Annotated in this window: 11 protein-coding genes, 3 pseudogenes and 1 riboswitch; of the genes and pseudogenes, 9 read left to right on the forward strand and 5 right to left on the reverse strand. The window is 39.1% G+C overall.

Annotation, left to right across the window (positions count from 1 at the left end):
• Positions 1-35 precede the first annotated feature (35 nt).
• The 4 genes from EH198_RS03810 to EH198_RS03825 all read right to left on the reverse strand — a co-directional run bounded on the left by EH198_RS03810 (position 36) and on the right by EH198_RS03825 (position 4,018).
• A complete protein-coding gene (locus EH198_RS03810; protein WP_124694192.1) occupies positions 36-743 on the reverse strand; it encodes an SDR family oxidoreductase in 708 nt (235 codons plus the stop codon).
• A 29-nt stretch (positions 744-772) separates the two neighbouring features.
• Positions 773-1,942, reverse strand: coding sequence for an MFS transporter (locus EH198_RS03815; RefSeq protein WP_124694193.1), 1,170 nt, complete (start codon positions 1,940-1,942; stop codon positions 773-775).
• A 188-nt stretch (positions 1,943-2,130) separates the two neighbouring features.
• Positions 2,131-2,880 carry an SDR family oxidoreductase gene (locus EH198_RS03820; protein WP_124694194.1) on the reverse strand — a complete coding sequence of 250 codons (750 nt, stop codon included), beginning with the start codon at positions 2,878-2,880 and terminating at the stop codon, positions 2,131-2,133.
• A gap of 595 nt (positions 2,881-3,475) precedes the next feature.
• A complete protein-coding gene (locus EH198_RS03825; protein ID WP_124694195.1) occupies positions 3,476-4,018 on the reverse strand; it encodes a TetR/AcrR family transcriptional regulator in 543 nt (180 codons plus the stop codon).
• Positions 4,019-4,380: 362 nt separating this feature from the next.
• Between EH198_RS03825 and EH198_RS25280 the strand changes: the two are divergent.
• From EH198_RS25280 to EH198_RS24325, 9 genes and pseudogenes are all read left to right on the forward strand, one after another.
• A pseudogene (locus EH198_RS25280) lies at positions 4,381-4,848 on the forward strand (nucleoside deaminase).
• A 448-nt stretch (positions 4,849-5,296) separates the two neighbouring features.
• Positions 5,297-6,088 (forward strand): cytochrome P460 family protein, encoded by a 792-nt coding sequence (locus tag EH198_RS03835; RefSeq protein WP_124694196.1) that lies wholly within the window; start codon positions 5,297-5,299, stop codon positions 6,086-6,088.
• 40 nt (positions 6,089-6,128) lie between these two features.
• Positions 6,129-6,800: a DUF4405 domain-containing protein gene (locus EH198_RS03840; protein ID WP_246014106.1), complete on the forward strand. Its 672-nt coding sequence runs from the start codon at positions 6,129-6,131 to the stop codon at positions 6,798-6,800.
• Between the two features lie 13 nt (positions 6,801-6,813).
• Positions 6,814-8,421, forward strand: coding sequence for a cytochrome c biogenesis protein ResB (resB, locus tag EH198_RS03845; protein ID WP_124694198.1), 1,608 nt, complete (start codon positions 6,814-6,816; stop codon positions 8,419-8,421).
• The gene (gene ccsB, locus EH198_RS03850; protein WP_124694199.1) at positions 8,421-9,596 is read left to right on the forward strand and encodes a c-type cytochrome biogenesis protein CcsB; all 1,176 of its coding nucleotides are present in this window, start codon (positions 8,421-8,423) and stop codon (positions 9,594-9,596) included. Before resB ends, ccsB begins: the two co-directional genes overlap by 1 nt.
• An 11-nt stretch (positions 9,597-9,607) precedes the next feature.
• Entirely contained in the window at positions 9,608-10,135 is a 528-nt protein-coding gene (resA, locus tag EH198_RS03855) for a thiol-disulfide oxidoreductase ResA (protein WP_124694200.1), read from the forward strand.
• 19 nt (positions 10,136-10,154) lie between these two features.
• A pseudogene (locus tag EH198_RS03860) lies at positions 10,155-10,658 on the forward strand (cytochrome c biogenesis CcdA family protein); the annotation flags it as partial.
• 20 nt (positions 10,659-10,678) lie between these two features.
• Positions 10,679-11,771, forward strand: a pseudogene (locus EH198_RS03865) (PQQ-dependent sugar dehydrogenase).
• A gap of 102 nt (positions 11,772-11,873) precedes the next feature.
• Entirely contained in the window at positions 11,874-12,071 is a 198-nt protein-coding gene (locus tag EH198_RS24325) for a hypothetical protein (protein ID WP_148091480.1), read from the forward strand.
• Between the two features lie 82 nt (positions 12,072-12,153).
• Here EH198_RS24325 and EH198_RS03870 read toward each other — a convergent pair whose 3' ends face one another.
• Complete coding sequence (locus EH198_RS03870) at positions 12,154-12,696, reverse strand: TetR/AcrR family transcriptional regulator (RefSeq protein ID WP_124694202.1); 543 nt, start codon at positions 12,694-12,696, stop codon at positions 12,154-12,156.
• A gap of 283 nt (positions 12,697-12,979) precedes the next feature.
• Positions 12,980-13,059, forward strand: a riboswitch (ZMP/ZTP riboswitch).
• Positions 13,060-13,074 lie beyond the last annotated feature (15 nt).

Consider the following 13,074-nt stretch of genomic DNA (forward strand, 5'->3'; position numbering starts at 1 on the left):
GTTACTACATATATGCGCCCGATTATTACTAATAATTACCAAGGGATTTGTTTTCCATCTCTAAAGAACTTTCCGGAAGGTCCTTCAGGTCCTATCGTCGCTAACCAAAGGATAGACTCAGCAGCTTGCTTAGGAGTTCTTGGAGCCGATGGTCCACCCATATCTGAACTTACCCATCCCGGATCAACCGCGTTTATTTTTATATCACCCTTGATTTCTGCAGCTACCAATCGTGTCAATCCATTTAGGGCAAGTTTAGACAACTTATAAGCGCCTACGCCTTGATATGACATTTCGCTCATCGCTCCATATTCGGAGGAAACATTAATAATTCTCCCATAGCCTTGTTTTTCCATGAGGGAAATAAAAGAACGAATCACATGGTAAGCGCCGAAGAAATTAGTTGCCATCGTTCCCTCTAGAATTGAAGGTTCCAGATTCAATAACTTTTCATTTTCATCCAAATAAACGCCAGCATTATTAATCAATACGTCTAATCTTCCATACCGCTCATTTACTGTAATCGCAGATTGGCGGATGCTTTCTTGATTATCTACATCCATCACCATAACCGAAACGTCCAGATTTGACTCCTTTAGCTGTTGCACTGCTGCATGCCCCGTCTCTGGATCCCGACTTGTCAAAATGACTCTAAAACCATTCAGAGCCAATTGTTTGACCAGCTCATACCCAATTCCTCGATTCCCGCCGGTAACAAGGGCAACTTGTTTTTCTTTTGACATTTAAATCCTCCATTTATTTCCTAGTAACCTTATCTAGAAAGTTGTTTTGTAGGAGTATTCATGTAATTCCTTAACATAAGAAAGGCCAAACCTAATACCAACGATAATAATCCCACTAATACAACGTATTGTGTACCTAATTCTGAAATAAATAATCCACCTACAGCTGTACCAAATGTTGTTCCTAAGTTAACGGACGATAAAAATAATCCATTAGCGAAATCAGGAGCTTCTGGAGCTGCAGACGTAATCCAATATTGATTAATATTACCTCCTATACCAGCCAATATTCCCCAAACTAAAGTAATGATAGCCATAGGTAAAGTGAATTGTCCGAATAGGAATAATATGATGTAAACAGCTCCCAATGCAAAAGGAAAAGATACTACAGTCTTGATGGCATTTTTAGTAAGTAACTTCCCAGCCACAATGTTTCCAATAATATTTGCTCCTCCGAATATGACTAACATTAAACTGATTGATTGTCCAGAGGCATTCGTAACGGTTTTAAGATACTCAGCAAGAAAACTATACACCCCAAATACTGCTGAATTTAGTAAAATGACAGCAACAATGGAAAGCCAAGCAATTGGTTTTTTTAATACCGATAATTGAGTTCCATACGAAAGTCTTTCTTTAACAGGCATAGAAGGGAAAAATACTAATGTAGCAATAAATACTATAGCGTTCACTATGGCGAAAAATGACATTGATAATTGAAACGAAACCGTACTAGCAAGAAAACTTGCAATTGGTACACCGAGCACCATACCCGCAGATACTCCAATAAAAACTTTTGAAACAGCTTTTGGAGCTTCTTCCTTGCGAACTGAGTTAGCAGCCATTGTAAATGCTGCTGAAAAATAGATGGGATGAAAAATGGCTGGAATCACACGCGCAACTATTGCAATGGCATAGTTAGATGTAAATATAGAGCCAATATTACCCAGAACAAAAATACCTAGTACGAGTAACATTGCCTTCTTGCGATTCATCCCCGAAAATAATAACGGCATAGTTGGACCAGTAATTGAAACAGTAAGTGCGAAGAGACTCACCAGCCACCCGGCCTTAGATATACTGATATGAAAGTGATCAGCAATGTAGGGTAATATGCCTATAACCCCCATTTCAGTATTTATGATGCCGAAAGCTCCTATGGTCAATATTAATATAAGTAAATTATTTCGCTTAGACAAAAAAAGCCACTCCTATCTTCAATTATTTATTAGCACTTGAATTAGTATTGAAAATAACATAAATTGAGCAGGGATTATCCTGAAACTGTCATTAATAAATAATTGCCCCTCAACAAGCTACGGGGCAATTATTCATTAGGAGATTTGACCTGCAGGACGAATAATTATTTTTTTAATCGCAACATCCATTAGACAACCTGTTTTGTTGGACGAATTATAATTTCGCTTACTGCAACAGTTTCAGGTGTGCTAATCGCATAAGCTACTGCATCTGCGATATCGCTTGATTTCAAAGAAAGACCTTCTGCACCCTTACTCATAAGATCCTTTACCCATTCTCGATTTTCAGGATCATTAATTGTTGTATAAAGTTCAGTACTTACCGCACCTGGTGAAATTATAGTTGAACGAATATTACTTTCTCTTTCTTCCTGGCGTAATCCCTCCATAATTGCTCTAACTGCAAACTTAGTCCCACAGTATACAGCAGACCCTGGATAAACAACATGTCCAGCTACGGAATCAGTTGAAATAATATGACCGGACTGTTGCTGCTTCATAATAGGTAATACAGCAGCAATTCCATTAAGCACACCCATAATGTTAATATCTAACATTTGACGCCATTCATCATAGCGAGTTTCTGAAAGTGGAGCAGTTGGCATGACTCCAGCGTTATTGTAGAGTACATCTACACGTCCATATTTTTCAATTGCCAAATCTATAACTGCTTGAACTTCCTCTTTATTCGATACGTCGGCAACCGCGTATGAGATTTCAGTGTTGTGTAATGATTCAACAAGAGCTTTTAGACGATCTTCACGACGAGCCGCAATGACTAATTTTGCTCCCTCTAGTGCATGTTTCTTGGTAGTAGCTTCACCAATCCCACTTGACGCACCCATAATAACAACAACTTTATCTTGAATATTTGACATGCTAAACTTCAACCTTTCTTTTTTTGTTTTGAAAACATTTCCTTGTATAATGCCCAACATTGACTTCACTTATGAAAAATCAATATTGATTGATTAATCGACATCTGTTAATAATTATAAAAAAAAACAGGATGCCTTCAATGGTTAAATGAACGCATTTTGTTGTTTATTCAACAAAAGAATAATAAATATCGATTATCTTTCAGCAACTGAAATGGAGTTAATACCTTATCCACCTCGTGTAATGGCAGAAAAGGTGGGAATTTGTTAGAGGGGATTGTATAGGGTAAGAAAATCCTTGTGGGGCAACCGATGAACAAAAAAATATGGGGTTTCGGCTGACAGCCGAAGAGCTGGAGTGGGTCGAGCGACAGGATGAACCCCGTATCCCATACCCCCCCTGAACCGCCGAATCGGCTCCATTGATGAATTGCAGGGTGGGGTGTCGGGTTGGGAAAACGAACGCAATAGGGCTCCGAATTTAATGTAGCCGCAGCAGAATAGAGCGGATCACGTCCATCATAGTCAGGTGGGGCTATTTGAACAGGGCTACATCGGTCGGAAACTTTATTATTTCTAAATGGAGTTACTTGATTTATACTAATCTTTCCAATAACTCTCCAACTTTTTCTGCCATATCGCGAGGCGGATAAGGCATTCCATTCTTTAACCACCATTCAACTACCCCTACGTATGCATTAGCAACAAATTCAACAACTATATCTTCATTTTGACCAGCATTTTTTCCTTGTGTGATGTCCACATCTTTCCTGAATTCTTCGATATTAAACTGAAGGAAGCGACTACGAAAATAAGAAGCTCCTTCACTCGCTAACATCGTCGAAAAGAATAAAAAATTATTCTCAAAGTATTCCATACAGTGTACAGTCGATTCTAAAAAATCCATTTCAGCTGCCGATTCGCAAAAATCACTCATATTGTATATATGTTCTTCCATGATCTTATCTAATAGGTCGAATTTATCCAGGTAATGAAGATAAATGGTTCCTCGGTTCACATTTGCCCTGTCCGAAATATCTTGAATGGTAATGTTATCAAAACTTTTTTCAGTCATCAGTTCAATAAGAGCCTTCTTAATGGCTTCTTGGCTTTTGGCTACTCTTCGATCAACTTTCATTGTTGGGTCACCAGACTTTCTATAGATAATTAATACTTTATATAGATCTGTTGAGTAATCAACAAATCGTGTTCTTATAACGATTGAAAGCAGCATGTTTCAATTTTATTAGTATAAACGAATGTTGTTTAATCAATCAATGGTGGTTTTTGTAGAGTAATGCGTAAGGCTCGTTCTGGACTTATCATTTCCACCTCTTCACTAGCGGATCTCGTCGGATTTGAATACAATACTGAAAAATAAAATAATAGACCGGGAGTGGCATTAAGCTAAAGGGCAGGTTAAATGAATTATAATTTTTAGAAAAGAGAAAAACTGAAATGTGATAACATCAGATTATCCTATATAAAAGGAGAAAAAGTATGAACCAAGACGAGTTTTTTATGAAAGAAGCAATCAGGCTATCTAAACTTGCGGTTGAGCACGGTAACGAACCTTTTGGAGCGATATTGGTTAAAAGCGGGGAAATTGTATATTCTAATGAAAACCAGATTTATTCGGCAACCGATCCAACGTTTCATGCAGAAGCAGGGTTGCTGCGGAGATTTTGTGCATAAACGCATATTACCGATTTGCGTAAGTACACCTTATATTCAAGCTGCGAGCCTTGTTTTATGTGTTGCGGCGCAATGGTTTGGACAAAGGTTGGGCGATTGGTTTATGGTGCCAGCGATATAGACCTGTGTAATCTACTGGATGAACAGGGAAGTCATTGCAGTCAAATTGTATTTGAAAATTCTCCCCATAAACCGGATATTTCAGCGGGCATATTACGAGAGGAAAGTTTGAGTGTATTGGCCAGCTATTTTCCCCATAACACAAAAGGCTAAAAATCATACTTGGTCGGTCATGGTTAAATTGTAATACTGCTAGCATTCATTGAACAAACGGGACATAGAAGCAAACAGGATTTATTTTCTATTCGAAATATATTAAAAATTTGAACCTGCCGCAGAAAACGGCAGGTTCTGTTATTTTTCAGGAAAATGCAGGATTATACTCACTAGTCTAGGAGTAGCCTGCTATTAACAGGTTAAACCCGCTGTTGAGATAACTCTAAAAATTGATAATTAACAATTTTAAATAAAATGTTGAATAAACAACGAATCACATTGATTTAACCATTGTATACATCTAGTTTGTAATTATAAACTTATGTTGATTAACGAATAAATGATGGTTTTCTTTGTTTTCGAATTAAGTAAGAAAGGGGGATTATTGTTCCATATATTTAAGTAGCCAGGTAGAGACGATAATACCAATTCGGAGGAATTTAATATGATTAAAAAACAATTGGCACTTACTGCTTTACTCGCCCTCACCCTCACTGCTTGCAGCAACAATAATAATATGAATATGAATAATATGTCTCAGCAAGGGGAGGAGCCCTCGGAGACAGGGTCTAATAATATGTCTCAGCAAGAGGAGAGTACCCCGGGTGCTGAGTCTGGAGAATACGCTGAAATTGGATCTGGGGCTAACCTTGTGAAATTCCCTGACCTTAAAGATGCGATCGTGTTTACGACCTATGATAGAGGAGATATTCATGAAAACATCTATGTAAATAACAGAGAAGCTATTGAAGCCGTGCAGAACGGAGAGGAGCTTCCGAGCGGCACGGTTATCACTCTCGAAGGCTATAAAGATGGAGAGCTTGAACAATATTTAGTGATGGAAAAACGCAAAGGATGGGGTTCCCAGTATTCGCCCGATGAACGTACTGGGGAATGGGAATTCCAGCATTTCACTCCTGACAGAGAAGTGGCTGATGATAATATAGGCCGCTGCTTTTCCTGCCACGCTAATCAGGAAAGAGACCAATATTCGTTTTCACTAGATGACATGAAAGAGTTTGATCTAGGATCGGTTCCACAATCCAACAATAGCAGTACAGGAAACCAAGTCGCAGCCATCCCTACAGAGGACTGGGAGATAACTGAAATACCTGCTCATGCGAATCTATCTAAGGATGTAGTCCTTGCAGGAAGTAGGTCAATAGGGGAAGAGGAAAAAGCGGGATTACTTCAAGATGTACTTTTAACCATGTACTTAAATCAATATAAAAATTAATTGAATCGCTTAATAGAAAGAGGAGAATGTTTTGAGTCGAATGGTGTTAATCAAGCTAATCATTGACCTGGTCATGACAATTCTCATGTTAGTAGAAATGGCTTACTATATTACCGGAAATAGAGTGCATGAAAACGTTGGTGTTACTTTATTGGGTTTATTTATCGCTCATATTTTTTTAAATCGCCGGTGGTTTAGTTCTCTACTTCAGGGAAAACATAACTTTCGGCGGATTCTACAAATCGGACTTAATATACTTTTTCTTGCAGCAATGGCTGTAATGATGGTATCCGGAATACTAATTTCCAGTGATCTATTTCCTTTTATTCCGGTTAAGAATGATATGATCTTCCGGCAAATGCATGTTCAGATGGCCTATTGGGGATTTATCATCATGGCGGTACACATAGGATTTTCTTGGGGAATGATTCTCAATTCAGTACGGAGAATGACGGGAATCACCGGTATTAGCCGTATTCGCACCATGGGATTACGTATTCTTGCGGTGTTGATTGTATTTTACGGGGTGTATGCTTCCTTTGAAAGAGAAATAGGTTCTAAACTAACCATTTATAATCCATTTGGTAGCTGGTCGAATGATGATTCTGCCATAAAATTTGTAATCGACTACCTGTCCATCATGGGAATCTATATTTCCGGGACGCACTATGCTTTGAAATTTGTTCAACAACAGGGACAAAGACAAATATAGGGAGTTTTTAGTATTGGAACGTGTAAATTGCGAATGCGGTCATGTTAATCCATACGGAACCATTCTTTGTGAGTCTTGCGGGAAACAAGTTGGTAAAGAACTATCGGAAAAGTCGGTTGATCTGCGTTATGAAGGAAGTGCAAGACGTTCACAAACCTATAAAAAAACACCACTTGACAGGATTTGGAACTTTTTCTCATCCGTTAAAGTAGGAGTGGGCATTATTGCTCTTATTTTAATCGCTTCTATGATTGGAACCATTTTTCCTCAGCAAATGTATATCCCGCAAAATGTTGTGCCGGAAGATTTCTATCGGGATAGGTACGGTTTTTTAGGCCAAATCTATTATCAGTTGGGTTTTAACAGGCTGTATGAATCCTGGTGGTATTTTCTGCTGCTGGCGGCTTTGGGAATATCGCTTGTGATTGCGAGTTTAGACCGGGTTGTTCCGCTATATTTTGCTTTGAAAAATCAAGGAGTAACGCGGCATGAAAGCTTTATGCGCAGACAACGTCTTTTCAGTGAAACCAAAGTGACTGAGAAATCAGATAAACAGTTAGACTTTGTAATATCCAAACTAAGGAATAAACGGTACCGTATTCGGGAAGAGAATGGGAATTTTCTGGCTGAGAAAAATCGATTTTCAAGATGGGGACCGTATGTTAATCACGCTGGCCTGATTATCTTCCTAATTGGAGGAATGCTTCGATTTATACCGGGAATGTATATAGACGAAACGCTTTGGATTCGTGATGGTGAAACCAGTGTTATTCTGGGAACCAGTGGAAAGTACTATTTAAGCAGTGACAAGTTTATTCTGGAAACCTATCCAAAAGGTCAAGAGAATGTCGTTAAAAATTATCAAACGAATGTGACCTTGTATGAACGTAAAGGAGAAATCCTTTATGGAGACACACCAAGGCTCGTAAAGGTGAAAGATGAGCAAATCAAAGTGAACCATCCTTTAAGACATGATGCCTTTGCTCTTTACCAGGTTTCCTACCAATTAAATGAACTTAATAAGATGACCTTTAGTTTAGTTGATAAGAAGACTGAAAAGAGCTTCGGTCGGATTACGATCGATTTGTTAAATCCAGAAAAAAGCTATGATCTGGGCAATGAATATAAGGTTGAGATTTTGGAATATTTTCCGGATTTCTATTTCGATGGGCAAGGTCAGCCGGCAACAAAATCACAAATTCCTGATAATCCAGCTTTTGTCTTTAACATGATATCTCCCGAAAACCCGGTTGGAGAAAAAAGTTTTGTTGCTATTCGAAACACCATTGAACCGGGCGGAGATAATCAATTACAAATGAAATTTGAAAACGTTGAAATGAAAAATGTATCCGCCCTTGCCGTTCGTAAAGACAATACGTTATGGATTCTTGGAGTGGGAGGAGCCATTTTCATGATTGGGGTTATCCAAGGGATGTACTGGAACCATCGGAGAATATGGATCAGGAGAAGTGGTGACGCCATATTCATTGCGGGCCATGCCAATAAAAATTGGTACGGTATCCAAAATGAAATAAACCCTATTTTAAAAGAAACCGGTCTTCAAGAATTAACGGATCAAACAGACAGAAAAAGCGAAAACAAGGTAGAAGGGGGAGAATAATGATCGCTTTTAGCAGTAACCTGCTTTATGCAGCATTCTTTCTATATTTAATTTCAACCTTTCTGTTTGGCGGAGCTATTCGTGATCGAAGAAAACAATACGAAAAACCAAGTAAATGGGCTGCAGCCGCAATAAGCGTGACTATTCTGGGCTTTGTTACACATCTGGGTTATTTTATCACTAGATGGATGGCTTCCGGACACGCGCCAGTTAGCAATATGTTCGAGTTCGTAACAGCTTTTTCTATGATGTTTGTGCTGGGATTTATCATCCTTTATTTTTTATACAAAGTGTCCATCCTGGGGTTATTCACTTTACCGATTACCTTATTAATGATTTCCTATGGGAGCCTGTTCCCTACAAATGTTTCTCCATTAATCCCGGCATTACAATCGGATTGGCTAGCTATTCATGTAACCACAACGGCACTGGGTTCCGCTGTTTTAGCCAGCAGCTTTATTGCAGGTATCATTTATTTACTTCGTTCCGTTGACCAAACGAAACGATCCATGAAAACCTTCTGGCTTGAGGTGATCATGTACTCCATGGTGGCAACACTTGCTTTTATAGTCATTACTTTGGTTTTTAGAGGATTACAATATGAAGCAGTTTATAGGTGGGTCGATCATAATGGCCAAGAGACGGAAACCACTTACAGTCTTCCTTCACTTATAGGACCTAATCAAGGTGAGCTGCTTACTGAAGGCAGGATGGAGGCTTTAGCCTATGTACCGGCTGTTATTGACGCAGCAAAACTAAATACAGTCATTTGGTCTGCAGTTACGGGTTTACTTTTGTACTTCATACTAAGACTGATGTTCAGGAAAAGAATTTCTGCAGCTCTTCAGCCGTTAACGAAGAATATTAAGCTTGATTTGGTTGATGAAATAGGATACAGGTCGGTAGCCATTGGATTTCCGATATTTACTTTGGGTGCGCTCATTTTTGCGATGATTTGGGCTCAAATCGCTTGGACGCGTTTTTGGGGGTGGGATCCCAAGGAAGTATGGGCTCTGATTACATGGTTATTTTATGCTGGATATTTGCATTTGCGGCTCTCCAGGGGGTGGCAGGGTGAAAGATCAGCATGGCTTGGAGTCATCGGTTTTGGAATCATTATTTTCAACCTGGTTTTTGTGAATCTGATTATCGCCGGACTGCACTCTTACGCCTAAAGGAGGTTCAGATGAGGAACAGAAAGACCAGATTTATTCTTCGCGCGAGTCTGCTGCTTATTATGATTTCAGCTATAACTTACACACTGTATCAACATTTTTTTACTGAAAAAATTCGGGTTCAGGCAGGAGATCAAGCGCCTAATTTTGTCCTTGAAGATATGCAAGGAAATAAAGTTCAACTTTCAGACTTCAAGGGAAGAGGGGTTTTTTTGAATTTCTGGGGGACATGGTGCAAACCATGCGAGCAGGAAATGCCTTATATGGAGAGCCAGTATAAACGCTATAAAAACCTTGGTGTAGAAATATTGGCTGTTAATATTGCGGAAAGCGACATTGCCATTGAATCTTTCGTGGAAAGACATGGACTTACATTCCCGGTTCTGAAAGATAAGGATCAAGCAGTCACTGAAGCTTATGATATTATCCCAATTCCGACTTCATTCTTGATTGATAAGAACGGAACTATTCAAAAGGTTATAACCGGCCCTATGACTGAAAAAGATATAGCAAATTACATGGAATTAATAAAACCGTGATCATACCAAGTATTAATTAGTGGGACAGTTAAATTTGTTCTTAGCATTTGGTGCCGGAATGTTATCATTCATATCCCCTTGTTCATTGCCTCTGTATCCAGCCTTTGTATCGTATATCACTGGAATGTCAGTCCATAGCCTGAAGACAGAACGAGGGATTTTAAGAATTAATGCTTATATCAATACGATCCTGTTTTTGCTGGGGTTTTCCATTATTTTCTTGGCTTTAGGCTTGTCAACGTCTTTCATTGGAAACTTTTTTGCTGAGTATCATGATGTTTTAAGGCAAATAGGCGCTATTTTGATGGTGTTCTTTGGTTTGGTCCTTACAGGTATGCTTAAATTTGACTTTTTACTTTCAAGCAAGAAAATCCACTTTCAAAAGAAGCCTGCGGGATATGCTGGGTCTATACTTATCGGCATCGGTTTTGCGGCCGGATGGACCCCGTGTACAGGTCCCATACTTGCAGGTGTTATTGCTTTAGGTGTCTCGGACCCAGGAAGAGGTCTGCTGTATATGATGTCCTAAGGGTTGAGGTGACCATGTTGAAAAAAGCCCAGAGCATTATAATGATCATTCTGTTGCTTGTTGGATGTTCTTTTAAGGAACAACAAAATACAATAGGTAACACTCAAGCCACTGAAAGTACCCAAAATGCAGAAAGTAATTTAAATGTAGAAATAATTGCGGAAAATCTTGAGGTTCCTTGGGTCGATAGAAAAAGAAGGGGATACTTTTTATTTGTCAGAAAGACCAGGAGTCATTATTAGAATCGAAAATGGAAAAGTGGACAGGCAGAAGGTAGAGCTTAAGAACCGGCTATCGACAGCTTCGGAGGCAGGTTTACTAGGATTTGTACTCGCTCCTGATTTTCAGGAATCGAATCTGGCTTATGCATATTATTCGTATGAAGATAACTCCGAACGAATTAACCGTATTGTAACACTCCGTTTGGATGATGGCGTTTGGAGCGAAAACAATGTGCTTCTTGATCGTATTCCAAGCGGTCCTGCGCATCATGGGGGAAGACTTAAAATTGGACCTGACGGAAAACTTTATGCAACAGCCGGAGATGCTTATGAGTCTGAGGTTGCACAAGATCTCGATTCATTGGGAGAGAAAATTTTAAGAATCAATCTGGATGGATCGGTTCCGAGTGACAATCCTTATCCCAATTCCTATGTCTATAGTTATGGACACCGAAATCCTCAAGGATTAGCCTGGTCGACTGATGGAAAGCTGTATGCCAGTGAGCACGGAAACAGTCAGAATGATGAGATAAATCATATAGAACCCGGTCAGAATTATGGCTGGCCGATCATTGAAGGAAACGAAGAAAAGAGTAGGATGGTCTCACCGCTATACACTTCTGGAGATGCAACTACGTGGGCGCCATCTGGTATGGACTATGATAATAACAAATTGTATATTGCTGCCTTGAGAGGGACTGCCGTTTTAGAATTTGACCTTAACACAGGTGAACACCGCAGTGTTATTACCGGGCTTGGAAGAATTCGAGATGTAAGAATTGAAGATAACTTTCTTTATTTCATCAGTAATAATAGTGACGGCCGTGGAGACCCACAGGAGAATGATGATAAGCTGTACAGAATTTCACTTACAGATTTTGATTAAACCCTATTGAAACTTATCTGGGCAGAGATTTAATGTTTGTACTGAAAATAGAAGAGGAGCTATTAGTGATTTCTTAAACAACAAAATGAAAAAGGTGAGAACATGAGCGATCCGTATGAAAGAGAAAGCATGCAGAATAAAATTGTGAAATTAGAGGATTTAATCTTATCTCAACTCCAAGAAATCATATCTTTGAGGCTCGAAAATAAATCTCTTCGTGAGCAATTAGAACACAGGAGTATTACGAGCAAAGAGGAACGCTTACTTCGAAATGGCGAAAGCAATTCTCCAAGAATATGAACAAGACAAATACAAATAAAAATTGATTGAAGCCTAGCAAGGAGTAGTTTACCAGTGCAACTGCTTCTTTTTTTTATCAATACTACGATAGGTTCTTCTCTAGTATATTCCCCACTTGTTCTTCCATGATATGTGGTGGATAGGGCATTTCATACTTAAACCACCATTCCACAAGTCCCACATATGCTGGTGCAAAAAATTGGACAAGAACATCCTCGCTTAATCCGCTCTTTTTCCCTTCGGTCATCTCCCATCCATTGCGTATATCCTCGATAACAAACTCAAGGAATCTTTTGCGAAAAAATGGAGCTCCTTTACTAGCCGGCATCACCGAAAAGAAGGAATATTTTTCTTCAAAGTACTCGAACCAACTGAAATTGCCTTCTGAAGAAGTCGATTCAGATTCGCAAATTTCTCGGAGTTCATTAATGTGCTCTTCAATGAGCTTATCCAATAAATCAAATTTATCTGTGTAATGAAGATAGATCGTTTTTCGGCTAACATTTGCTCGATCCGAGATTTCCTGGATTGTGATGGAATCAAAATCTTTTTCCGTCACCAATTCAACAACAGCTTTTTTGATTGCTTCTTGAGTTTTCAGTATTCGTCGATCCACTTTAGCCATATGAGAACCACCAATACTCCAAGCGGCTTTGTTGTAGAATTAAGTGCAATGTAGAGGGTCCTGAAATATAAAGTGGGTAGATTTGTGTCATATGAAGCTTACCAAGCCTGAGCTGGTTGATTTATTGATTCGATTGGAATAGTACATTGCGCATCAGAATCAGCACTGGTTGAAAAACGAATTTGAGAAGTTTAAGTGATCAAGAGTTTGAAAAGCGCCACCTCGAGAAGTGGCAAACCGATCTTGTTTTTTTAGAATTATCTGAATATAATTAAAGTAAAATTTTGGTGTGTGTAACTGGCGTAAACGTGGTGAACCACGAGGGAGCACACAGAATAACAGCCGTTCGCCTGGGTAAAGTATTTGGACTTAAGTTCG

The sequence above is a fragment of the Paenibacillus rhizophilus genome (genome assembly GCF_003854965.1).
Taxonomy (GTDB): domain Bacteria; phylum Bacillota; class Bacilli; order Paenibacillales; family Paenibacillaceae; genus Paenibacillus_AQ; species Paenibacillus_AQ rhizophilus.

Coding starts and splice junctions, on each gene's coding strand:
- EH198_RS03825 (WP_124694195.1), bottom strand. CDS start 4,018: ATGAAAGTTGATCGAAGAGTAGCCAAAAGCCAAGAAGCCATTAAGAAG.
- ccsB (WP_124694199.1), top strand. CDS start 8,421: ATGATCGCTTTTAGCAGTAACCTGCTTTATGCAGCATTCTTTCTATAT.
- EH198_RS03810 (WP_124694192.1), bottom strand. CDS start 743: ATGTCAAAAGAAAAACAAGTTGCCCTTGTTACCGGCGGGAATCGAGGA.
- EH198_RS03820 (WP_124694194.1), bottom strand. CDS start 2,880: ATGTCAAATATTCAAGATAAAGTTGTTGTTATTATGGGTGCGTCAAGT.
- EH198_RS03870 (WP_124694202.1), bottom strand. CDS start 12,696: ATGGCTAAAGTGGATCGACGAATACTGAAAACTCAAGAAGCAATCAAA.
- EH198_RS24325 (WP_148091480.1), top strand. CDS start 11,874: ATGAGCGATCCGTATGAAAGAGAAAGCATGCAGAATAAAATTGTGAAA.
- EH198_RS03835 (WP_124694196.1), top strand. CDS start 5,297: ATGATTAAAAAACAATTGGCACTTACTGCTTTACTCGCCCTCACCCTC.
- resA (WP_124694200.1), top strand. CDS start 9,608: ATGAGGAACAGAAAGACCAGATTTATTCTTCGCGCGAGTCTGCTGCTT.
- EH198_RS03840 (WP_246014106.1), top strand. CDS start 6,129: ATGGTGTTAATCAAGCTAATCATTGACCTGGTCATGACAATTCTCATG.